22 protein-coding genes are annotated in these 21684 nt (G+C 72.5%); 11 read left to right on the top strand and 11 right to left on the bottom strand.

Going from position 1 to position 21684, the window contains the following annotated elements:
* Window positions 1-74: 74 nt before the first annotated feature.
* From ACF1AG_RS33565 to ACF1AG_RS33555, 3 genes are all read left to right on the top strand, one after another.
* Entirely contained in the window at window positions 75-455 is a 381-nt protein-coding gene (locus ACF1AG_RS33565; protein WP_003993396.1) for a helix-turn-helix domain-containing protein, read from the top strand.
* Window positions 456-657: 202 nt separating this feature from the next.
* Complete coding sequence (locus ACF1AG_RS33560; protein ID WP_359602784.1) at window positions 658-1128, top strand: DNA starvation/stationary phase protection protein; 471 nt, start codon at window positions 658-660, stop codon at window positions 1126-1128.
* A 44-nt stretch (window positions 1129-1172) separates the two neighbouring features.
* Complete coding sequence (locus tag ACF1AG_RS33555) at window positions 1173-1403, top strand: hypothetical protein (protein WP_359746231.1); 231 nt, start codon at window positions 1173-1175, stop codon at window positions 1401-1403.
* 76 nt (window positions 1404-1479) lie between these two features.
* Here the strand turns inward: ACF1AG_RS33555 and ACF1AG_RS33550 are convergent, their stop codons facing one another.
* Together ACF1AG_RS33550 and ACF1AG_RS33545 are read right to left on the bottom strand one after the other, a co-directional pair.
* A complete protein-coding gene (locus ACF1AG_RS33550; protein WP_359602786.1) occupies window positions 1480-2316 on the bottom strand; it encodes a DNA-formamidopyrimidine glycosylase family protein in 837 nt (278 codons plus the stop codon).
* Window positions 2317-2349: 33 nt separating this feature from the next.
* Window positions 2350-7203: an ATP-dependent helicase gene (locus tag ACF1AG_RS33545; protein ID WP_391810950.1), complete on the bottom strand. Its 4854-nt coding sequence runs from the start codon at window positions 7201-7203 to the stop codon at window positions 2350-2352.
* 74 nt (window positions 7204-7277) lie between these two features.
* Here ACF1AG_RS33545 and ACF1AG_RS33540 point away from each other — a divergent pair, with 74 nt between their 5' ends.
* From ACF1AG_RS33540 to ACF1AG_RS33530, 3 genes are read left to right on the top strand one after another with little or no spacing between them, the layout of a single operon-like run.
* On the top strand, window positions 7278-8306 hold the full coding sequence (locus tag ACF1AG_RS33540; protein ID WP_391810949.1) for an AraC family transcriptional regulator: 1029 nt from the start codon (window positions 7278-7280) through the stop codon (window positions 8304-8306).
* The gene (locus ACF1AG_RS33535) at window positions 8243-8920 is read left to right on the top strand and encodes an AzlC family ABC transporter permease (RefSeq protein WP_359602792.1); all 678 of its coding nucleotides are present in this window, start codon (window positions 8243-8245) and stop codon (window positions 8918-8920) included. The genes ACF1AG_RS33540 and ACF1AG_RS33535 overlap by 64 nt, the downstream gene beginning before the upstream one ends.
* A complete protein-coding gene (locus ACF1AG_RS33530) occupies window positions 8917-9225 on the top strand; it encodes an AzlD domain-containing protein (protein ID WP_006130040.1) in 309 nt (102 codons plus the stop codon). Before ACF1AG_RS33535 ends, ACF1AG_RS33530 begins: the two co-directional genes overlap by 4 nt.
* Window positions 9226-9299: 74 nt before the next feature.
* Here the strand turns inward: ACF1AG_RS33530 and ACF1AG_RS33525 are convergent, their stop codons facing one another.
* On the bottom strand, window positions 9300-10205 hold the full coding sequence (locus ACF1AG_RS33525) for a hypothetical protein (RefSeq protein ID WP_391810948.1): 906 nt from the start codon (window positions 10203-10205) through the stop codon (window positions 9300-9302).
* 79 nt (window positions 10206-10284) lie between these two features.
* Between ACF1AG_RS33525 and ACF1AG_RS33520 the strand changes: the two genes are divergently transcribed.
* From ACF1AG_RS33520 to recX, 4 genes are all read left to right on the top strand, one after another.
* Window positions 10285-10479 carry a DUF3046 domain-containing protein gene (locus ACF1AG_RS33520; RefSeq protein WP_359602794.1) on the top strand — a complete coding sequence of 65 codons (195 nt, stop codon included), beginning with the start codon at window positions 10285-10287 and terminating at the stop codon, window positions 10477-10479.
* A gap of 59 nt (window positions 10480-10538) precedes the next feature.
* On the top strand, window positions 10539-11840 hold the full coding sequence (locus ACF1AG_RS33515) for an AI-2E family transporter (protein ID WP_391810947.1): 1302 nt from the start codon (window positions 10539-10541) through the stop codon (window positions 11838-11840).
* Between the two features lie 240 nt (window positions 11841-12080).
* The gene (recA, locus tag ACF1AG_RS33510) at window positions 12081-13193 is read left to right on the top strand and encodes a recombinase RecA (protein WP_359602797.1); all 1113 of its coding nucleotides are present in this window, start codon (window positions 12081-12083) and stop codon (window positions 13191-13193) included.
* 3 nt (window positions 13194-13196) lie between these two features.
* The gene (gene recX / locus ACF1AG_RS33505) at window positions 13197-14006 is read left to right on the top strand and encodes a recombination regulator RecX (RefSeq protein WP_391810946.1); all 810 of its coding nucleotides are present in this window, start codon (window positions 13197-13199) and stop codon (window positions 14004-14006) included.
* A gap of 36 nt (window positions 14007-14042) precedes the next feature.
* Here the strand turns inward: recX and ACF1AG_RS33500 are convergent, their stop codons facing one another.
* From ACF1AG_RS33500 to ACF1AG_RS33465, 8 genes are all read right to left on the bottom strand, one after another.
* Complete coding sequence (locus ACF1AG_RS33500) at window positions 14043-14480, bottom strand: rhodanese-like domain-containing protein (protein ID WP_391810945.1); 438 nt, start codon at window positions 14478-14480, stop codon at window positions 14043-14045.
* Window positions 14477-15016, bottom strand: a complete 540-nt coding sequence (locus ACF1AG_RS33495; RefSeq protein ID WP_391810944.1) for a cysteine dioxygenase — start codon at window positions 15014-15016, stop codon at window positions 14477-14479. The genes ACF1AG_RS33500 and ACF1AG_RS33495 overlap by 4 nt, the downstream gene beginning before the upstream one ends.
* Before the next feature lie 99 nt (window positions 15017-15115).
* Window positions 15116-15202 carry a putative leader peptide gene (locus ACF1AG_RS33490; RefSeq protein ID WP_323807142.1) on the bottom strand — a complete coding sequence of 29 codons (87 nt, stop codon included), beginning with the start codon at window positions 15200-15202 and terminating at the stop codon, window positions 15116-15118.
* A 234-nt stretch (window positions 15203-15436) separates the two neighbouring features.
* Window positions 15437-17077: an FAD-dependent monooxygenase gene (locus ACF1AG_RS33485; RefSeq protein ID WP_391810943.1), complete on the bottom strand. Its 1641-nt coding sequence runs from the start codon at window positions 17075-17077 to the stop codon at window positions 15437-15439.
* Between the two features lie 291 nt (window positions 17078-17368).
* Window positions 17369-18274 (bottom strand): amino acid ABC transporter permease, encoded by a 906-nt coding sequence (locus tag ACF1AG_RS33480; RefSeq protein ID WP_359602806.1) that lies wholly within the window; start codon window positions 18272-18274, stop codon window positions 17369-17371.
* The gene (locus ACF1AG_RS33475) at window positions 18271-18936 is read right to left on the bottom strand and encodes an amino acid ABC transporter permease (protein ID WP_033277021.1); all 666 of its coding nucleotides are present in this window, start codon (window positions 18934-18936) and stop codon (window positions 18271-18273) included. The genes ACF1AG_RS33480 and ACF1AG_RS33475 overlap by 4 nt, the downstream gene beginning before the upstream one ends.
* Before the next feature lie 84 nt (window positions 18937-19020).
* The gene (locus ACF1AG_RS33470; protein ID WP_359607398.1) at window positions 19021-19857 is read right to left on the bottom strand and encodes a glutamate ABC transporter substrate-binding protein; all 837 of its coding nucleotides are present in this window, start codon (window positions 19855-19857) and stop codon (window positions 19021-19023) included.
* A gap of 81 nt (window positions 19858-19938) precedes the next feature.
* Window positions 19939-20715 carry an amino acid ABC transporter ATP-binding protein gene (locus ACF1AG_RS33465; protein ID WP_359607400.1) on the bottom strand — a complete coding sequence of 259 codons (777 nt, stop codon included), beginning with the start codon at window positions 20713-20715 and terminating at the stop codon, window positions 19939-19941.
* Between the two features lie 281 nt (window positions 20716-20996).
* Between ACF1AG_RS33465 and ACF1AG_RS33460 the strand changes: the two genes are divergently transcribed.
* Window positions 20997-21683, top strand: coding sequence for a response regulator transcription factor (locus tag ACF1AG_RS33460; protein WP_359607401.1), 687 nt, complete (start codon window positions 20997-20999; stop codon window positions 21681-21683).
* The last annotated feature ends 1 nt before the right edge of the window (window position 21684 follow it).

The following is a 21684-nucleotide window of genomic DNA, read 5'->3' as shown; positions in this document are numbered from 1 at the left end:
CGCACGGCCGCGGCGCGAGGCGGTACGGTGGGGCGAGAAGGATGCGGCTACGCGGTCCGAGGAGGGAGCCACCGATGATTCTGCTCCGTCGCCTGCTGGGTGACGTGCTGCGTCGGCAGCGCCAGCGCCAGGGCCGTACTCTGCGCGAAGTCTCCTCGTCCGCCCGAGTTTCGCTCGGCTATCTCTCCGAGGTGGAGCGGGGGCAGAAGGAGGCTTCCTCCGAGCTGCTCTCCGCGATCTGCGACGCGTTGGACGTACGGATGTCCGAGCTCATGCGGGAGGTGAGCGACGAACTCGCTCTCGCCGAGCTGGCCCAGTCTGCTGCAGCGACCCCCAGCGAGCCCGTACCCACGCCGGTTCGTCCGATGCTGGGTTCCGTGTCGGTGACCGGTGTGCCACCGGAACGGGTGACCATCAAGGCGCCCGCCGAGGCGGTGGACGTCGTCGCCGCCTGAGCACGGTGTACCGGCGCCCGCGCGGTCCGATGAAGGTGTGAGACGCCCCGGTGAGGGCTCCTCCGGAAGCTTCCGGAGGAGTGCCGCCGGGGTTTTCGCATGCCCGGAGAGGCGCGGGGGAGCGGGGCGGGCTGCGTTTGCCGCCGTGGCGGCGGACCGTCATCGTGGAGACGGAGGCGGGGGAACAGCCACGGAGGTGCGGATGTACGTCGTGAAGAGCCCGTTGTCCGACGAGAACCTGAAGACCGTTTCTGAGGCATTGCAGGGCGCCCTGGTCGATCTCATCGACCTCTCCCTGGTGGCCAAGCAGATCCACTGGAACGTGGTCGGACCGCGCTTCCGCTCCGTCCATCTCCAGCTCGACGAGGTCGTGACCACCGCACGCGGTCACTCCGACACGGTGGCCGAGCGCGCCGCGGCGCTGGGCGTCTCGCCCGACGGGCGGGCCGCGACCGTGGCCGTCGGCAGCGGCATCGGCGTCACGCCCGAGGGCTGGGTCGACGACGCGGCCGCGGTGAGCACGCTGGTGGACGCGCTGGGCGCGGTCATCGCCCGTATGCGGGAGCGGATCGCCGCGACCGAGGAGCCCGACCCGGTGACCCAGGACATCTTCATCACCATCACCGCGGACCTCGAGAAGCACCATTGGATGTTCCAGGCCGCGAACGGGTGACCCGGCCGCGGGGCCCAGGCCTTGCGTGGAGGAACGGGCCCGTGGTGTACCGCTGGGCCGCCTGCACGGCGTTCACCGCCCTGTGGTGGTGGGCGGCGGCGCGGCTGCTGCTCTCGCCGGACGCCGGCGCCCTGGAGGGTGCGGTGGCGGCCGGCGGATGGGGACTGAGCGTGCTTCCTGTGCACTGTCTTCCCAAGGCGCGGGCGGGCGGGGCGCTCGCCGCCGGACGCTGGCGGCGGGCCTGGCGCGCCGCTCGTGAGCCCGGGGCGGATTGACGCCCTCGGGCTGTGCCGGCTACCGGCGGGGCGGCTGTGCCTGCTACCGGGCGGGGCCCCGGGGCGGTTGCGCCGGCTACCGGCGGGCGGAGCCCCGGCGGGCTCGCGCCGCGGGACCGGGGGCCGGTCCCGGCTGGCAGACGGGGCACCAGTACGTGGGGCGTTCACGTGAGGCGTCGCCCTGCTCGGCCACCCGGACCGGTGTGCCGCAGCGCAGGCAGGGGCGGCGGGCGCGGCCGTACACGTAGAGGTCCTGGCCGCGTCGGCCCGTGGTGTTGCGGATCGGGCGGTCGCGGTTGAACTCCAGCAGCTTCCTGGCCAGCTCGGGGAGGCTTGCCATCCGGTCGGCGGGCAGCTCGCCGACGGGAAGCCAGGGCGTGACGTTGAGCAGGAAGCACAGCTCGCTCTTGAACACGTTGCCGATGCCCGCGAGGTTCCGCTGGTCCAGCAGGGCCTCGCCGAGTTCCCGGTCGGGGTCCTTGTTCAGGTTCGCGAGAGCGAGGTCGGCGTCCCAGTCGGGGCCCAGCAGGTCGGGGCCGAGGTGGCCGACCGCGCGGTCCTCCTCGTCCTCGGTGCGGATCAGCTCCAGCACGGGGAGCCGGTAGCCGACGGCCGTGCGTCCGGCGTTGGCGAGGACGGCGCGGATCTGGTGCTCCGGGCCGCCGTTCCAGCGCTGCCCGGGCGCGAAGATCCGCCACGAGCCGTCCATCCGCAGATGCGAGTGAAGGGTCAGACCGCCCTCGATCCGGGTCAGCAGGTGCTTGCCGCGCGCCGTGACGTCCAGCACCGAGCGTCCGGTGAGGTCGGACGTCGCGAAGCGGGGCACGCGCAGATCGCTGCGGACCAGGACTCTGCCCGCGAGGGCGTCGTGCAGCCGTCGCGCGGCCTGCCAGACCGTGTCTCCTTCGGGCATGCGTCAAGAGTGACACGACCGGCCCGTACACGGTCAGGCGCGCAGCCGCAGTCCCCTCGGCGTGGCCACGAAACCCGCGGTCTCCAGGAGGGCACCGAGCGGGGACGTCAGGGCCGGGGTGCCGTTGACGCGCTCCACGGTGACCGTGCCGAGGGAGCCCGCGCGGGCCGCGCTCGCGAGCGCCTCGGCGGCCACCGGCAGCCTCGGGTCGTCGGCCGGGTCGGCGCCGGGATCGGCGGGCCAGGCCAGCACGGTCTTGCCGCCCCGCTCCATGTAGAGCGCCAGCTCACCGTCCACCAGCACCACCAGAGAACCCGCCTTGCGGCCCGGTTTGTGGCTCGCGCCCTCCGGCGGCTCCGGCCAGCCCAGGGCCGCCCCGTAGGCGTTGGCCGGGTCGGCGGCGGCCAGCACGACGGCCCCGGAGCCGCGGTCCGGCCCCCTACGGCGCCCGGCGAACGGGTCGTACGAAGGTCCTCCGCCGTTCTGCCAGGGCTGCGAGCCCTCCGCGGCGAGGTCGCGCGGCGAGACGTACTCACCGGGCCGCGAGGGCAGGTACGACGTGTCGTCCTGGCCGTGCCCGAGCCCGTACGGGTCGGACCGTCCGCCGACCGGAGCGGGTGCCTCCGGGACGGTGTGCCCCTCGCCGCGCTCCCGGGCGTTGGCCGCCGCGCGCAGGCGGTCCACGGCGCCGTCCATCGCGAACTGGGCGGCGCCGAGGCCCTCCACCACGTAGCCACGCCGGGCCTGCCCGGTCTCCTCGAAGGCGGACAGCACCCGGTACACCGCCGAGAAGCCGCCCTCGACGCCCTCCGCCGCGACGGCGCCCCGGGTCACCACACCGTGCCGGTCCAGCAGGGTGCGGGCCAGGGCGTGGGCGCGGACCGTGGTGTCGCCCTCCCGGTCGGGCAGCAGCGACCAGCGGCCGGCGACCGTGGGCGGGCCCGTGCGGGAGGCGCTGCGGGCCGCCGCCGTGAGGGAGCCGTAGCGTCCGCGCGGCACCGCGCGCTTGGCACGGTGGGCCGTGGACCCGGCGGTGCGGCCGGAGCCGAGCAGGGCGCGCAGCGGGTTCAGCGTGTCGTTCGTGAGCCGCCCGGACCAGGCGAGGTCCCACAGGGCGTCGGCCAGCTGCACGTCGCTCGCCTCGGGGTGCGTCGTGGCCCGGACCTGATCGGAGATCTGACGGAAGAACAGACCGTAACCGCCGGACAGGGCGGCCAGCACCGACTCGTGCAGCGCGGTCGTCTCCAGCGGATGCGGGGGAGGCAGCAGCAGGGGAGCCGCGTCCGCCAGGTACAGCGAGACCCAGCCGTCCTTGCCCGGCAGGGAACCCGCGCCCGCCCAGATCACCTCGCCGGACGCGGTCAGCTCGTCGAGCATGGCCGGGGCGTAGTTCGCCATCCGGGACGGCAGGACCAGCTTCTCCAGGGCGGAGGCGGGCACGGACGCGCCCTGCAGCTGCTCGACGGCCCGCAGCAGTCCGTCGACGCCCCGCAGGGAGTGGCCCTTGCCCATGTGCTGCCACTGGGGGAGGAACTGGGCCAGCGCGGCGGGCGGCACCGGCTCCAGCTCGTGCCGCAGCGCGGCCAGGGAACGGCGGCGCAGCCGGCGCAGCACCGCCGCGTCGCACCACTCCTGACCGATCCCGGCCGGATGGAACTCGCCCTGCACGACCCGGCCGGCCGCCACCAGACGTTGCAAGGCACCCTCGGTGACCGCTACGCCCAGCCCGAAGCGGGCCGCCGCCGTCGCCGACGTGAACGGGCCGTGCGTGCGCGCGTACCGCGCGAGGAGGTCACCCAGGGGATCCTTCACGGGCTCCGTGAACGCCTCGGGCACGCCGACGGGCAGCGCCGTGCCCAACGCGTCCCGCAGCCGGCCCGCGTCCTCGACTGCTGCCCAGTGGTCCTCGCCCGCGATGCGCACCCGGATCGCGCGCCGCGCGGAGGCCAGCTCCCGCGCCCACTGCGGCTCGGCGCCCCGCTCGGCAAGCTCGGCCTCGGTCAGCGGACCGAGCAGTCGCAACAGGTCGGCGACGCTCTCCGCGTCCTTCGCGCGCCGGTCCTCGGTGAGCCACTGAAGCTCGCGCTCCAGCTCCGTGAGCACCTCGGCGTCCAGCAACTCCCGCAGCTCCGCCTGGCCGAGCAGCTCCGCGAGCAGCCGCGAGTCCAGCGACAGGGCGGCCGCACGGCGCTCGGCGAGCGGGGAGTCGCCCTCGTACAGGAACTGGGCGACGTACCCGAACAGCAGGGAGCGGGCGAACGGGGACGGCTCCGGGGTGGTGACCTCCACCAGCCGCACCTTCCGGGACTCCAGGTCGCCCATCAGCTCGACCAGGCCGGGGACGTCGAAAACGTCCTGGAGGCACTCGCGGACCGCCTCCAGGACGATCGGGAACGACCCGAACTCGCCGGCGACCTGGAGCAGCTGGGAGGCGCGCTGACGCTGCTGCCACAACGGTGTGCGCCGGCCGGGGTTGCGGCGCGGCAGCAGCAGCGCGCGGGCGGCGCACTCACGGAACCGGGAGGCGAACAGGGCCGAGCCGCCGACCTGGTCGGTGACGACCTGGTCGACCTCGCCCTTGTCGAAGACGACGTCGGCGGCGCCCACGGGGGCCTGGTCCGCGTCGTACTCGGCGCCGGCCTTCGCCGGCTCCTGGTCGAGCAGGTCCAGGCCCATCAGGTCGGCGTCCGGCAGGCGCAGCACGATGCCGTCGTCGGCGTGCATCACCTGGGCGTCCATGCCGTACCGCTCGGACAGGCGGGCGCCGAGCGCGAGCGCCCACGGGGCGTGCACCTGGGCGCCGAACGGGGAGTGCACGACCACCCGCCAGTCGCCCAGCTCGTCGCGGAACCGCTCCACGACGATCGTGCGGTCGTCCGGGATGTGCCCGCAGGCCTCGCGCTGCTCCCTCAGGTACGACAGCACGTTGTCCGCGGCCCAGGCGTCCAGGCCCGCGGCCAGCAGCCGCAGCCGGGCGTCCTCGTCGGCCAGCGAGCCCACCTCGCGCAGGAAAGCGCCCAGCGCGCGGCCCAGCTCCAGCGGGCGGCCCAGCTGGTCGCCCTTCCAGAACGGCAGCCGTCCCGGCACGCCCGGCGCGGGGGAGACCAGGACGCGGTCGCGGGTGATGTCCTCGATGCGCCACGAGCTGGTGCCGAGCGTGAAGACGTCACCCACGCGCGACTCGTAGACCATCTCCTCGTCCAGCTCGCCGACCCGGCCCCCGCCCTTCTTCGGATCGGCGCCCGCCAGGAACACGCCGAACAGGCCACGGTCCGGGATCGTGCCGCCCGACGTCACGGCCAGGCGCTGGGCTCCCGGACGGCCGGTGATCTCGCCCGTGACCCGGTCCCACACCACGCGCGGACGCAGCTCCGCGAAGGCGTCCGACGGGTACCGGCCGGCGAGCATGTCCAGCACGGACGTGAACGCGGACTCGGGCAGCGAGGCGAAGGGGGCCGCCCGGCGCACCGCTGCCAGCAGGTCGTCGAACTGCCAGGTGTCCATCGCCGTCATCGCCACGACCTGCTGCGCCAGGACGTCCAGCGGATTCGACGGGACGCGCAGGGCCTCGATCTCGCCCGTGCGCATCCGCTCGGTGACGACGGCGGCCTGCACCAGGTCGCCCCGGTACTTCGGGAACACCACGCCCGTGGACACCGCACCCACCTGGTGGCCCGCGCGGCCCACGCGCTGGAGGCCGGAGGCGACCGACGGCGGCGACTCGACCTGCACGACCAGGTCGACGGCACCCATGTCGATGCCCAGCTCCAGGCTGGAGGTGGCGACCACCGCGGGCAGCCGGCCCGCCTTCAGGTCCTCCTCCACCTGGGCGCGCTGCTCCTTGGACACCGAGCCGTGATGCGCCCGCGCGATGACCGCGGGCGCGCCCTGGGCGGACCCGGAGCCGCCCATCAGCTCGGCGGGGGAGTGGTGCTCGTCCAGGGGCTCGCCGGTGGCGCGCTCGTAGGCGATCTCGTTGAGCCGGTTGCACAGCCGCTCGGCGAGGCGGCGGGAGTTGGCGAACACGATGGTCGAGCGGTGGCTCTGCACCAGGTCGGCGATCCGCTCCTCGACGTGCGGCCAGATGGAGGGCTTCTCCGCCCCCTCCGAACTCTCCGAGACGGGTGAGCCGCCCAGCTCGCCGAGGTCCTCGACCGGCACCACCACGGACAGGTCGAACTCCTTGCCCGACTCCGGCTGCACGATCTCCGTCCTGCGGCGCGGGGACAGGAAGCGGGCCACCTCGTCCACGGGGCGCACCGTCGCCGACAGGCCGATGCGGCGGGCCGGCTTCGGCAGCAGCTCGTCCAGCCGCTCCAGGGACAGCGCCAGGTGCGCGCCGCGCTTGGTGCCCGCGACCGCGTGCACCTCGTCGAGGATCACCGTCTCCACGCCGGCGAGTGCGTCGCGCGTGGCGGACGTCAGCATCAGGAACAGCGACTCGGGCGTGGTGATCAGGATGTCCGGCGGCCGGGTGGCGAGGGCGCGGCGCTCGGCGGGCGGGGTGTCGCCGGAGCGGATGCCGACCTTCACCTCGGGCTCGGGCATGCCGAGGCGCACGGCCTCCTGGCGGATGCCGGTCAGCGGGCTGCGCAGATTTCGCTCGACGTCGACGGCGAGGGCCTTCAGCGGCGAGACGTACAGCACCCGGCAGCGCTTTCTCGGGTCGGCCGGCGGGGGCGTCGAGGCCAGCTGGTCCAAGGCGGCGAGGAACGCGGCCAGCGTCTTGCCGGAACCGGTCGGCGCCACCACCAGCACGTCCGAGCCCGCCCCGATGGCCTGCCAGGCCCCGGCCTGGGCGGCCGTGGGCGCGGAGAAGGCCCCCGTGAACCAGCCACGGGTCGCGGGGGAGAAGCCGTCCAGGGCGCGGCGCGGATCGCTGACCATGCGTCCATCGTGCACCCGGTCACTGACAACCGGGGCGGTCCGAGGCGCCGGCCGGGCCGCGTGACAATGACGGTATGGCGCAAACGCGCGGGGAACGGGCACGGCACTGGCGGTACGAGGAACTGCCCGGTGTCGACCTGCTGCGTGCCCGCTACATCCGCAAGTCGTTCGTCCGGCACACCCACGAACACTTCGTGATCGCCGCCATCGCCGAGGGCGTCGAGGTCTTCCACCACGGGAGCGGCGACCAGTACGCGGGCGCGGGCGCCCTCGCGCTGGTGAACCCGGACACGCCCCACACCGGCCGGGCGGGCGTCCCCGAGGGCTGGCAGTACGGTGCCGTCTACCCGTCGCCGGACGTCGTGGCCGCGATCGCTGCCGAGACCACCAGCCTGCGCGGCACCCCGGGCTTCGTCACCCCGGTCCTCGACGACCCGTACACCGTCCGGCTCGTCCACCAGGTGCTGCGGGCCACCGACGAGGGCAACGCGCTCGCCGCCGACACCCTGCTGCGGGTCGCGGTGACCCGGCTGCTGCGTCTGAACGGCGGCACGCTGCCCCGGCGCGAGGTCCGCACGGCGGGCGCCCGGACCGCGGCACGCGCGCGTGCCGTGCTCGAGGAGCGCATGGCCGCGCCGCCCACCCTGGAGCAGCTCGCCGCCGACCTCGGCACCGGCCCGTTCGCCCTGCTGCGCGCCTTCCGCGACACCTACGGCATGCCTCCGCACACCTGGCTCACCGACGCGCGTGTACGGCGCGCCCGGCGGCTGCTGGACGCGGGGACGGCACCGTCCGAGGCGGCCGTCACCGTGGGGTTCACCGACCAGCCGCACCTCAACCGGCACTTCAGCCGCATCGTCGGCGTCCCGCCGGGCGCCTATCAGCGGGAGCGCAAGAACGTACAAGACGCGCGCGGGGACCGTTCCGTAGCGTCCAGGGTGTGGCAGTGGAACGGACAGCAGAGCATGAGTGCCCGGACATACGGGCCGGTGCCGGAGGCGGCGCGCCCTTCGAGGGCGGAGGGAAGCCGGACCGCGCCGTGGTACGGGACGCCCTCGGCGTCGGGGTCGCCGTCGGACTCTCCGGGTTCGCCTTCGGTGTGACCTCGGCCGGCAGCGGGCTGAGCCTGCTCCAGACCTGCGTGCTCAGTCTGCTGGTGTTCACCGGCGCCTCCCAGTTCGCCCTGGTCGGGGCGCTGGCGGCGGGCGGCGGCGCCGTCACGGCCGCCGCGGGGGCGTTCTTCCTCGGTGTGCGCAACGCCTTCTACGGGCTGCGGCTGTCGCAGCTGCTGGCGCTGCCCCGCGCGGTGCGGCCGTTCGCCGCGCAGTGGGTGATCGACGAGACCACCGCCGTCTCGCTAGCCCAGCCCACCCGGCGCGCCGCCCGCCTCGGCTTCCTGGTCACCGGACTCAGCCTCTACGTCCTGTGGAACCTCACCACGCTGCTCGGCGCGCTGGGCGCGGACGCCATAGGGGACACCAAGGCGTGGGGTCTGGACGCGGCCGGTCCCGCGGTGTTCCTGGCGCTGCTCGCCCCCATGCTGCGCACCGGCACCGAGCGGGCCGTCGCCGCGCTCGCCGTGCTGCTGGGACTCGGCCTGCTGCCCGTGCTGCCGGCCGGCGTCCCGGTCCTGGTGGCCGCCCTGGCGGCACCGGTCGTCCTGTGGGCGCACGGGCGCAGGAACGCGTCGCGCCGTGACGCGGAGGAGGGACGATGAACATCTGGCTCGCGATCGGTCTGACCGTCGTCGGCTGCTACGCCGTGAAGCTCGCCGGGCTGCTGGTGCCCGCGGGCGTCCTCGAACGGCCCCTCGTCCGACGCCTCGCCGCGCTGCTCCCCGTCGCCCTGCTCGCCGCCCTCACGGCCCAGCAGGCCTTCGCGGACGGCCGCGCCCTGGTGCTGGACGCGCGCGCGGCCGGTCTGGCTGCTGCCGCCGTGGCGCTCCTGCTGCGCGCACCGTTCCTGCTCGTGGTGGCCGCGGCCGTGCTCGTGACGGCGGGGGTGCGGGCGCTGGGCGGGTGAGGCGAGGCGCCCTGCCGGGCACTCCGAGGAGGCTGCGTCAGGTCGGAGGTGCGTGGTGCTTCGCCCGGGTGCGCTCACACCAGGCGTCCGTACGCGGTCAGAGTGCGCAACGCCTCGATCGTGGCGATGGCGCGACTCTCCAGGAGCGCGCCCGGGGTGAGCTCCGGGGCGCCCGGGAGCCGACGAGCGGGCCAGCCTCCGTCGTCCTGCTGCCCGGCCGCGAGGGCGTCCAGGGACCGCCCCATCTCGGCGTCGGTGAACCACGCCCGCGCCAGGGAGTCCGGGGTGCGCGCGTAGTCGTGGGGGAACGGGCCGCGGGCGTGACCGGAGCCGTCCGGGTCGACCACCGCCGGCCGTTCCCGGCGCACCAGGCGGCCCAGCCGCTCGGCGGCGGCCTCGGCGCGGGCGCGGTCCGGGGCGTGGTCCAGGAAGAGCACCGCCGCCTCCACGTCACCTGGGCGCGCAGCCTCCAGTGACTCCACGGCCTGCCGGCAGAAGTCGGTCGCGCGGAACAGCCACGGGTGCCACACCTCGTTGCGGTGCAGCAGCCCCACCACCGGCGCGGTGGCCGACAGCGAGCCGGGCAGCCGGGCCGCCCCACCACCGTCCGCACGCGTGCCCACGGCCGGAAGCGCGCCCTCCGCCGTCGAGACGGACGTCAGATACCGGCACACGTCCTCCGCGCGGCGCGCGTCGCAGCGCCCCACGGCGTCCAGTATGTGCAGCGCGCGTGCCGTGTGCGCGGGCAGGCCGGCCGGTCCGCGCAGGGCGGGCTCCAGGGCGTGACCGTAGCCTCCGTCGTCGTTCCGGTACGCCTCCAGGGCGGTCTCCACCGGCCCCGCGGCACCGTCACGGAAGTGATGGGCGAACAGGCGCTGTTCCAGTACGCGCGCGGTGAGCCACACGAAGTGCTCCGCGCGCGCGAGCGTGCCGCGCGGAGGGGACGCGGGGGTGAGCGGTACGGCAGCGATGTCGGCCATGACGACGACCGTAGGGGCACGGCGGAGCCCTGCAGGGCCCGTGGCAGGGCGCCACCCCCACAGGCGGGATACTGGGGGTATGCGGTTGACGGTTTTCTGGGAGCGCATGTCGGAGTACTTCGGCGCGGGGTACGCCGACACCTTCGCGCGCGACCATGTCATGTCCGAACTCGGCGGGCGGACCGTCCACGAGGCGCTGGCGGCCGGCTGGGACGCCAAGGACGTCTGGCAGGTGGTCTGCTCCGTCATGGGCGTACCCCGGGAACTGCGCTGATCGTCACATAAGCCCCACGGGAGCGGACAGTTGTCGTGCCCGTGGGTGAGACTTGGGCCGTGGCAGCCACCGACGAGACCGGGCCCGCGGGCCAGAACACGACCGTGCCCGGCACGCCCCCGCCCGCCGGCCCGCCGGTGGACCCCGCCCTCCGCACCGGCGCCCGGATGCCGCGATGGCTGCCGCGAGCCATGGTGCTCGCGCTCGCGCTGATCGCCGTCTTCCAGCTCGGCAGCTGGGCCTTCCACCAGCTCACCGGGTTGCTGATCAACGTCCTGATCGCGTTCTTCCTGGCGCTCGCCGTGGAACCCGCGGTGAGCTGGATGGCCGCGCGCGGGGTGCGCCGGGGTTTCGGCACCTTCCTCGTCTTCGTGGGCGTCCTGGTGGTGGGCGCGGGTTTCGTCACGCTGCTCGGCTCGATGCTCGCGGAACAGATCATCAAGATCGTCGAGGACTTCCCGCAGTACCTCGACTCGGTGATCGCCTGGATCAACGCCCACTTCCACACCGAACTGCGGCGCGTCGACATCCAGGAGAACCTGCTGCGGTCCGACTGGCTGCGCAACTACGTGCAGAACAGCGCCACCGGCGTGCTGGACGTGTCCGCCCAGGTGCTCGGAGGGCTCTTCCGGCTGCTCACCATCGCCCTGTTCTCGTTCTACTTCGCCGCCGACGGGCCCCGGCTGCGCCGCGCCATCTGCTCGGTCCTGCCGCCCGCCCGGCAGGCCGAGGTGCTGCGCGCCTGGGAGATCGCCGTGAACAAGACCGGCGGCTACCTCTACTCGCGCGGCCTGATGGCCCTCATCTCGGGCCTCGCGCACTACGTCCTGCTCGAGTTCCTCGACGTGCCCTACGCGCCCGTGCTGGCGGTGTGGGTCGGTCTGGTCTCGCAGTTCATCCCCACCATCGGGACGTATCTGGCGGGCGCGCTGCCCATGCTGATCGCCTTCACGGTCGCGCCCTGGTACGCGGTGTGGGTGCTGGTGTTCGTGGTGGTCTACCAGCAGTTCGAGAACTACGTGCTGCAACCCAAGCTGACCGCCCGGACCGTCGACATCCATCCGGCGGTCGCCTTCGGCTCGGTCATCGCGGGCACGGCTCTGCTCGGCGCGGTCGGCGCCCTGATCGCGATCCCCGCCGTGGCCACGCTCCAGGCGTTCCTCGGCGCGTACGTGAAGCGGTACGACGTCACCGACGACCCGCGGGTGCTCGGGCATCGCGGCCCGGGCGGGACGGGTGCCTTCGGCCGGCGGGCCCGAGGGCTGTGGGCCCAGCGGCGCCCGGCGGACGACGAGGCCGAGCCGGCGGCGGGGGCAGGGACGGCCGGGCCCGGCGAGGGTGGGACGGCCGGGACGTCGTGAGGGGCCGGGGCTTCTGACGTAGCGGGTGCGGATCCCCCGGCGGTGCGGCTTGACACAAAAATCGAACATCTATTCTTATGGGGGAGCCGGCGAGGCTCAACGCCGGGCGTTCTGCCCCAGTAAGGGCGGGTACGGGCCCGGGTTATCCACAGGCCGGACGTGCGTCGGGGTGCGTTGTCAGTGGCAGGCGTTAGCGTCTTTGACGTGAAGCGATCGACTCAAGCAAATCGGGTGGAACCCATGGCAGGAACCGACCGCGAGAAGGCGCTCGACGCCGCGCTCGCACAGATTGAACGGCAATTCGGCAAGGGCGCGGTCATGCGCATGGGCGAGCGGTCGAAGGAGCCCATCGAGGTCATCCCGACCGGGTCGACCGCGCTCGACGTGGCCCTCGGCGTCGGCGGCCTGCCGCGCGGCCGTGTGGTGGAGATCTACGGACCGGAGTCCTCCGGCAAGACGACCCTGACCCTGCACGCGGTGGCGAACGCGCAGAAGGCCGGCGGCCAGGTCGCGTTCGTGGACGCGGAGCACGCCCTCGACCCCGAGTACGCGCAGAAGCTCGGCGTCGACATCGACAACCTCATCCTGTCCCAGCCGGACAACGGCGAGCAGGCCCTGGAGATCGTGGACATGCTGGTCCGCTCCGGCGCCCTCGACCTCATCGTCATCGACTCCGTGGCGGCGCTCGTGCCCCGCGCGGAGATCGAGGGCGAGATGGGCGACAGCCACGTGGGTCTGCAGGCCCGTCTGATGAGCCAGGCCCTGCGGAAGATCACCAGCGCGCTCAACCAGTCCAAGACCACCGCGATCTTCATCAACCAGCTCCGCGAGAAGATCGGCGTGATGTTCGGCTCGCCGGAGACCACGACCGGTGGCCGCGCGCTGAAGTTCTACGCCTCCGTGCGTATCGACATCCGCCGTATCGAGACTCTCAAGGACGGCACCGAGGCGGTCGGCAACCGCACCCGCTGCAAGGTCGTCAAGAACAAGGTCGCGCCGCCCTTCAAGCAGGCCGAGTTCGACATCCTCTACGGCCAGGGCATCAGCCGTGAGGGCGGCCTGATCGACATGGGCGTGGAGCACGGCTTCGTCCGCAAGGCCGGCGCCTGGTACACGTACGAGGGCGACCAGCTCGGCCAGGGCAAGGAGAACGCCCGCAACTTCCTGAAGGACAACCCCGACCTCGCCAACGAGATCGAGAAGAAGATCCTCACGAAGCTGGGCGTCGGCGTACGGCCGGAGGAGGCCGCTGCCGAGGCCGGCGCGGACGCCACCGCTCCGGCCGAGCCCGCGGCGGTGCCGGCCCCGGCGGCCAAGGGCTCCAAGTCCAAGGCCGCGGCGGCCAAGAGCTGACCCGTGACCCGACGAACCGACTGGGCCGAGTACGAGTACGACGCTCCCGGTGTCCCACGGGGGAGGGACGCCGTGGGCGGCGAAGCCCCGGCCGTCGGCGGTGACACGGCGTACGACGACGCGGACCCCGGCCTCCCGGAAGCGGGCGGTGGCGGAGGCCGGCGACGCGGCGGTCGTACGGCACGGACGGGTGGCTCGCGTGACGGCGGGCCGCACGGTGGACGTGGGCGCCGACGCCGTTCCTTCGGCGAGGCGGCCACGGCGGACGGAGGCGCCTCCGACTCGGTGAGGGCGGAGCGGGAGGGACCTCCGGGGGACCCGGTGGAGCGGGCGCGGGCGATCTGCCTGCGGCTGCTCACCGGGACCCCGCGCACGCGGAAGCAGCTCGCCGACGCCCTCCGCAAGAAGGAGATCCCCGACGAGGCCGCCGAGGAGGTGCTGTCCCGGTTCGAAGAGGTCGGACTGATCAACGACAGTGCCTTCGCGGACGCCTGGGTCGAGTCCCGGCACCACGGCCGAGGGCTGGCCCGGCGCGCACTCGCCCGGGAGCTGCGCACCAAGGGTGTCGACTCCGCCCTGATCGACGAGGCCGTCTCCCGGCTCGACTCCGAGCAGGAGGAGGAGACCGCCCGCGAACTGGTCGCCCGTAAGCTGCGCGCGACGCGCGGGCTCGACCGGGACAAGCGGATACGCCGCCTCGCCGGCATGCTCGCCCGTAAGGGCTACCCGGAGGGCCTCGCCCTGCGTGTGGTCCGCCAGGCGCTGGAGGAGGAGGGCGAGGACACCGAGTTCCTCGGTGACGAGGGGTACTGAGCGAGCGCCGGGACGCGCCCTGGAGGCGTTCCCCGACTACGCGGCTGCCGTCGTCACCGGCAGCCCCGCCGCCCGCCAGGCCTGGAAGCCGCCGACCAGATCGGTGGCCCGGTGCAGCCCCAGCCGGTGGAGCGACTCCGCGGCCAGGCTGGAGGCGTACCCCTCGTTGCAGACCACGATCACGCGCAGGTCGTGGTGGGTGGCCTCGGGGAGGCGGTGGCTGCCCCGCGGGTCCAGCCGCCACTCCAGTTCGTTGCGCTCGACCACCAGCGCGCCGGGGATCAGCCCGTCCCGCGCCCGCAGAGCGGCGTAGCGGATGTCCACGAGCAGCGCGTCCCCGGACCGCCAGGCGTCGTGCGCCTCCTGAGCCTCGACACGGGCGTATCCGGCGCGGACGCGCTCCAGCAGCTCGTCGATGCCGGGCGGCCGGCCGCCGTCCTGGGCGGTGTGCCCCTCGGCTCCCGTCCCGCTCACTGCCAGTCCTCCGGGCGCTCCACCTGCTCCAGACGCAGGGTATGGCCGGTACGGCTGTAGCGGCGGATGCGCGGCAGCGGCGGGTAGTAGGCGTGCACGGAGATCGCGTGCCGGTCCGTCGACTCGTTCAGCACCTCGTGCACATGGTGGCGCCCGAAGGCGCGGCCCTGTCCGGTCGTCAGGCGCCGCTCGCGGTCGACGCCCTCGGTGAGTTCGAGGGTCGTCCAGCCGTCGGTGGGGAGCCGCACGGCGAGCGAGTTCTCCTTCAGCTCGCCCGACGCGGTCATGAACGCGCCGACGGAGTCCGCGTGGTCGTGCCAGCCCGTGCCGGTGCCGGGCGGCCAGCCGATCAGCCAGGCCTCGCTGCCACCCGGCCCGTCGAGCCGGACCCAGGTCCGCCCCTCGGGGTCCAGGGGAAGCGAGGCGATCAGTTCGGCGTCGGCGACGGCACTCCGTACGAAGTCGAGGAGTTCGGCCTGCGTCGGCGGGGACGCGGAGACGGCCGCATGGGCAGGGGCAGCGGGGGCGACAGACATGTGCACCGTCCTGAAGGTGAAGTCGCGGAACGCGCGCATCGACGACGTCGTCCGGGACGGACGGTCAGGGCGCGCGGAAGGAAGGGGGAACGTCGCGAATCAACAGGACGGGCGACACACGCAGCCCGCGTAGCGGAGGAGGTCCATGTGGACCCTCCGCCAGAGGTGCACGCGGGTGTCGGTCATGAGCGGGAGTACAGCATGCGGCTGCGACCAGGTTCAACTGGTCGCCACGATGTGGACGCCCGCGTGGAGCGGACGCTCCGGCGTCCGCTCCAGGGGACGGGGGACGCGCCGGGCGTGATGGGGTGCGCGTGCGCCGGGTGACGGTGGTCGCACCGCAGTGTGGGCAGGGCGTGCGGCGGCGCGTTCGGGAGGGCCCGCCGCGCCGCCTGGGAACCTGTGCTCAGCGCCCGCGCCTCACCGTGACCCCGCCCCCGCGTCCTCCCGGGCCCCCGCCTCGGCGTCGGCGGCTGCCTCCGATGTCCTTCCGGTCGCCGGCCCGCCCAGGGCCGTTTCCGCTGCCGCGTACATGTCCGCCGGGCGGACGCCGCTCAGGGCCGTGACGAGGTGGCCGTCGGGACGGACGAGCAGGACCGTGTGGGCCGCCGCGCCCGGGTAACTCTCGGCGACCAGGAGCTCCGCGCGGTGCGGAAGCGCGGAGACGGCGGCCGCCAGGCGCGGCATGATCCCGGCGGACACCCAGTGGCGGCGTTCCCACACCCCCGTGCCCGGCGCGATCAGCACCACCAGCAGGGCGCCGCGTCCGAGCCGGTCCCGGAGCCGGACGAAGGTGCCGTCCTCGGCGGTGACGATCACGTCCGTGACGGTCGCCCCCGGTGCCGTGGCGACCGGTGCCTCGCCCTCCAGGCGACCGGGCGCGAGGGGCGAGCCGGCGTACGTGCCGGGCGCGCCCAGCGCTCCGCGCCCGAGGTGACCGTCCATCAGAAGCGTGTCGAGGCTGCGCGAGGAGCCTGGGACGTAGGTGCGCAGTCCTCCGCCGCCGCGCAGCAGCGGCAGGGCCTGGTCGGCGGCGCGCAGCCGGGAGGCGACGAGGGCGCGGCGCTCGGTCTGGTAGCTGTCGAGCAGTGCCTCGTGCGGGCCGTGGTGCCAGGCGAGGGCCAGTTTCCAGGCGAGGTTGTCGGCGTCGCGCAGCCCTTCGTCCAGCCCGTGTGTGCCCAGTGCGCCGAGCAGATGGGCCGCGTCCCCGGCGAGGAAGACGCGCTCGGCCCGCCAGCGCCGGGCCAGTCGGTGGTGGACGGTGTGCACGCCGGTGTCGAGGAGTTCGTACGGGGGCACCGTGCCGCCGAACCAGCCGGCCAGGGTCTCCCGGATGCGGGTGAGCAGCATCTCGGGGGTGACCAGGTCCTTGCCGGGAGGCAGCAGCCAGTCCAGTCGCCACACCTCGTCCGGCAAGGGGCGGGCGACGATCTCCCCGGCGGAGGGGCCGGAGGTGCGCCACGGCGGGGAGCGGTGCAGCAGCGCCTCGTCCTGCCAGGGGAGTTCGGTGCGCAGGGCGGCGACGGCGTGACGTTCCACCGCGGTGCGGCCGGGGAAGCGGATGTCCTGGAGCTTGCGCACGGTGGAGCGGGGGCCGTCGCAGCCGACCAGGTAACTGCCGCGCCACCATGTGCCGGAGGCGCCCCGGGTGTGGGCGGTGACGCCGGACCGTTCCTGCTCCATGGTGTCCAGCCTGCTGTCCACGGCGATCTTGACGAGCCGTTCGTTCTCCAGGGCCGCGCGCAGAGCGCCGGTCAGAACGTGCTGCGCGATGTGCAGGGGAGCGGCCTCGGCGTCCTCGAAGGCGACCTCGTTCGTCACCTGCTTGCGGCGCATCGACCGCCATCCGGCCCAACGGAACCCCGCGTGGTCGAGGGACAGACCGGTCAGCCGCTCCATCAGCGCGGCGGTGTCCTCGCGCAGCACGACGGTGCGGGCGGGCCGCGGTTCGTCCTTGCCCGGCCCCTCGTCCAGGACCACGCACGGTACGTCCTGACGCGCCAGCGCCAGTGCCAGCGTGAGCCCGACGGGCCCCGCTCCGACGACGATCACCGGGTCCACGGCGCGACGCCCCCTGCTCGGTGTGACGTCGGGGAGGACGTGAGGGAACAGGAAGATGGAGCAGGGTGCACGATCACAGAACGTATGCAACCCATTGCCGGTGCTTGCGTCAAGTGACCGAAGGGCGGTGGCGATCATGAGCTGCCGCGGGAGTGGTACCAGCATGTGACAGTTCATCACATGAGCCCACGGCACATCGCTCATCCGTCACGGTGACGACGGCCGGTCACGTACATGCCTGTGGCCCGCCGGGAACGGCGGGCCACAGGCATGTACGAAAGGAGTCGCGCGTCAGACGCCGTCGGTCTTGTGCGGACCGCCGACCTCGGCCGCGTTGATGTCGTCGACGTCGTCGGCGCCGAGCACCGCACCCGTGCTGCGCTTGCTGCGGCGCAGGCGCGCCTCGAGCCAGGAGGCGAACGAGGTGAGGGCGAAGTTGAGCGCGATGAAGAGCACGGCGACCACGGTGAAGCTGGCGATCACGTTGGCGCCGTAGTAGCCGCTCATGGTGTTGGCCGAGGCGAGCAGCTCGGGGAAGGTGAGGACGGCGCCGCCGAGGGCGGTGTCCTTCACGATGACGACGAGCTGGCTGACGATGGCCGGGAGCATCGCGGTGACCGCCTGCGGCAGCAGGACGAGCCGCATCAGCTGGTTCTTGCGCAGGCCGATCGCCATCGCGGCCTCGGACTGGCCCTTCGGCAGGGACAGGATGCCGGCGCGCACGATCTCCGCGAGGACGGAGGCGTTGTAGAGCACCAGACCGGTGACGACGGCGTACAGCGGACGGTCGTCGGAGCTGACACCGGTGTACTCGGCGAACAGCGCCAGGCCGAAGATCATCAGGACCAGCACGGGGATGGCGCGGAAGAACTCCACCACGACGCCGGCCGGGACGCGGACCCAGGCGTGGTCCGAGAGGCGGGCGATGCCGAGGACCGCGCCGAGCGGCATCGCGATGATCACCGCGAGGAAGGCGGCCTTCAGCGTGTTCTGGAGCCCGGGCCAGATGTAGGTGGACCAGGCCTCGGTGCCGGTGAAGAACGGCTCCCACAGGGCCCACTCCAGCTGGCCCTTGTCGTTGAGCGTGCCGAACACCCACCACAGCAGGGCGGCGAGGGCGAGCAGGAACACCACCGTGAAGATGACGTTCCGCCGCTTGGCGCGGGGCCCCTGGGCGTCGTAGAGAACGGAGCTCATCGCTTCACCGCCACCTTCTTGCCCACCCAGCCGAGGAACAGGCCGGTCGGCAGCGTCAGAACCACGAAACCGAACGCGATGATCCCGGAGATCAGCAGCAGCTGGGCCTCGTTCTCGATCATCTCCTTCATCAGCAGCGCCGCTTCGGCCACGCCGATGGCGGCGGCGACCGTGGTGTTCTTGATGAGGGCGATGAGGACGTTCGCGAGCGGGCCCACGGACGAACGGAACGCCTGGGGCAGGACGACCAGGCCCAGCACCTGGTTGAAGCTCAGCCCCAGTGCCCGGGCGGCTTCGGCCTGGCCGACCGGCACCGTGTTGATGCCGGAGCGCAGCGCCTCGCAGACGAAGGCCGACGTGTACGCGACGAGGCCGAGCACGGCGAGCCGGAAGTTGATCGTTTCGAAGTCGTCCGCGCCCAGCGAGATGCCCAGGGTCTGGTTGAGGCCGAGCGACGTGAACAGGATGATGACGGTGAGCGGGATGTTCCGCACGATGTTCACGTACGCGGTCCCGAAGCCGCGCATCAACGGCACCGGACCGACGCGCATGGCGGCCAGCAGGGTGCCCCAGATCAGGGAGCCGACGGCGGAGAGCACAGCGAGCTGCACCGTCGTCCAGAAGGCCCCCAGCAGGTCGTAATCTTCAAGAAAATCGAACACGATCTCCCGCGCTTCCGCGTGTATGGATGCCGACCCGGGTGCGCCGCCGCGGTGACGCGGCGGCGCACTCCGTCAGGCGTTGCCTCAGCTCTTGATCTCGCCGATCTTCGGCGCGGGCTCGTTCTGGTAGTTGGCCGGACCGAAGTTGTCCTTCACGGCCTTGTCCCAGGACTTGTCGGCGACCATGTCCTCAAGGGCCTTGTTGATCTTGTCCTTGAGGTCGCTGCCCTTCTTGACGCCGATGCCGTAGTTCTCGTTGGTCATCTTGAAGCCGCCGAGCTTGAACTTGCCCTTGAACTGCGGCTGCGAGGCATAACCGGCGAGGATGGAGTCGTCGGTGGTCAGCGCGTCGACGGCGCCGTTCTGCAGACCGGGCAGGCAGGCCGAGTACGTCGGGTAGGGCTGGAGCTGGGCCTTGGGCGCCAGCTTCTCCTTGACGTTCTGCGCCGAGGTCGAACCGGTGACCGAGCAGAGCTTGGCGCTGTTCAGGTCGTCCGGCGACTTGATCTTGTCGTCGTCGGCGCGGAGCAGCACGTCCTGGTGGGCGAGCAGGTAGGGGCCGGCGAAGTCGACCTTCTCCTGGCGCTCCGGGGTGATCGAGTAGGTCGCGGCGATGAAGTCGACGTCGCCGCGCTGCAGCATCGTCTCGCGGTCACCGCTCTTCGCCTCCTTCCACTCGATCTGGTTCTCCTCGTAACCGAGCTTCTTGGCGACGTAGGTGGCGACGTCCACGTCGAAGCCCGCGTAGCCCTGCGGGGTCTTCTGGCCGAGGCCCGGCTGGTCGAACTTGATGCCGATCGTGATCTTGTCGTTGCCGCCGCCCGAGGACTCGTTGTCCCCGTCGCCGCCGCCGCACGCGGTGGCGGTCAGGGCGAGGGCGAAGACGGTGGCCGAGGCGGCGGTGACCTTGCGGAGCTTCATGTGCACATCCTTTGACTGGTGAAGTGATGCGGACCGGTCAATGTCCGGTGTCGCAGGTCGGCAGGGGCGCGGCGCCGCGCCTCAGTGGTGAAGGATCTTCGACAGGAAGTCCTTGGCACGGTCGCTGCGCGGGTTGCTGAAGAACTGGTCCGGCGTCGCCTGCTCGACGATGCGGCCGTCCGCCATGAACACCACGCGGTTCGCGGCCGAACGCGCGAAGCCCATCTCGTGGGTCACGACGATCATCGTCATGCCGTCACGGGCGAGCTGCTGCATGACTTCGAGAACCTCGTTGATCATCTCCGGGTCGAGAGCCGACGTCGGCTCGTCGAAGAGCATGACCTTGGGCTCCATCGCCAGGGCCCGCGCGATGGCGACGCGCTGCTGCTGACCACCGGAGAGCTGTGCGGGGTACTTCTCGGCCTGTGCGGCCACGCCGACCCGGTCGAGGAGGGCACGTGCCCGCTCCTCGGCCTCCTTTTTGTCCTTCTTGCGGACCTTGACCTGTCCGAGCGTCACGTTCTCGAGCACGGTCTTGTGCGCGAAGAGGTTGAAGGACTGGAAGACCATCCCCACGTCGGCACGGAGCTTCGCGAGCGCCTTGCCCTCGTCGGGCAGGGGCTTGCCGTCGATCGTGATCGAGCCGGAGTCGATCGTCTCCAGACGGTTGATGGTGCGGCACAGGGTGGACTTCCCGGACCCGGAGGGTCCGATGACCACGACGACTTCGCCACGGGCGATCGTGAGGTCGATGTCCTGGAGAACGTGCAACGCGCCGAAGTGCTTGTTGACGCTCGTCAGGACGACCAGATCGCCGGTCGCGGCCGCATCTTCCTTGGCCACCGATACTTCGGTCATCGCTCTCAGGCTCCGTCCTCCTCGGTTTCGGAGGACAGTAGTAACCCTTCAGACCTGCGTCATTACATCTGAGGGGAATCTGAGCATCACGATCCGATAGCAATCGGACACCTGTCATAGCACTTGTGAGCTGGAACGCGTCCGCGCGAGGCACCGGTACCGAAGCGCAACCGGAACCCCCTTGACGTGGTCGTCCCTCATCGGCGTGACTGCAAGGTGCACCTGGGTGTGCCCATGATGGACACACCCGACAAACGGCCGATGAACCGAAGGGGGCCCTGGTGAGACTGCTGCTCGTCGAGGACGACAACCACGTCGCCGCGGCCCTGTCGGCCGTGCTGGCCCGCCACGGTTTCGACGTCACCCACGCGCGCAGCGGCGAGGAGGCCCTCCAGGCGCTCGTCCCCGAGAGCGACGGCTTCGGCGTCGTCCTGCTCGACCTCGGCCTGCCCGACCAGGACGGATACGAGGTCTGCGGCAAGATACGCAAGCGCACCAGCACCCCCGTGATCATGGTGACCGCGCGCTCCGACGTGCGTTCCCGCATCCACGGCCTCAACCTCGGCGCCGACGACTACGTGGTGAAGCCGTACGACACCGGTGAACTGCTCGCCCGGATCCATGCCGTGAGCCGGCGCAGCGCCCCGGAGGAGGCCACCGGCTCCACGGAGACACAGGTGCTCCTCGGCCCGGTGCGCATCGAGCTGCCCACCCGGCAGGTCAGCGTCAACGGCAAGCCCGTCCAGCTCACCCGCAAGGAGTTCGACCTGCTCGCGCTGCTGGCACAGCGGCCGGGGGTGGTCTTCCGCCGGGAGCAGATCATCAGCGAGGTGTGGCGCACCAGCTGGGAGGGGACCGGCCGCACCCTGGAGGTACACGTGGCCTCCCTGCGCTCCAAGCTGCGCATGCCCGCCCTGATCGAGACCGTGCGCGGCGTCGGCTACCGGCTCGTCGCGCCCGCGGCGTAGC

Origin of the sequence: Streptomyces sp. NPDC014764 (genome assembly GCF_043082785.1) — a bacterium.
GTDB lineage: Bacteria > Actinomycetota > Actinomycetes > Streptomycetales > Streptomycetaceae > Streptomyces > Streptomyces althioticus.
This window is presented reverse-complemented; position numbering and strand designations above follow the sequence as displayed.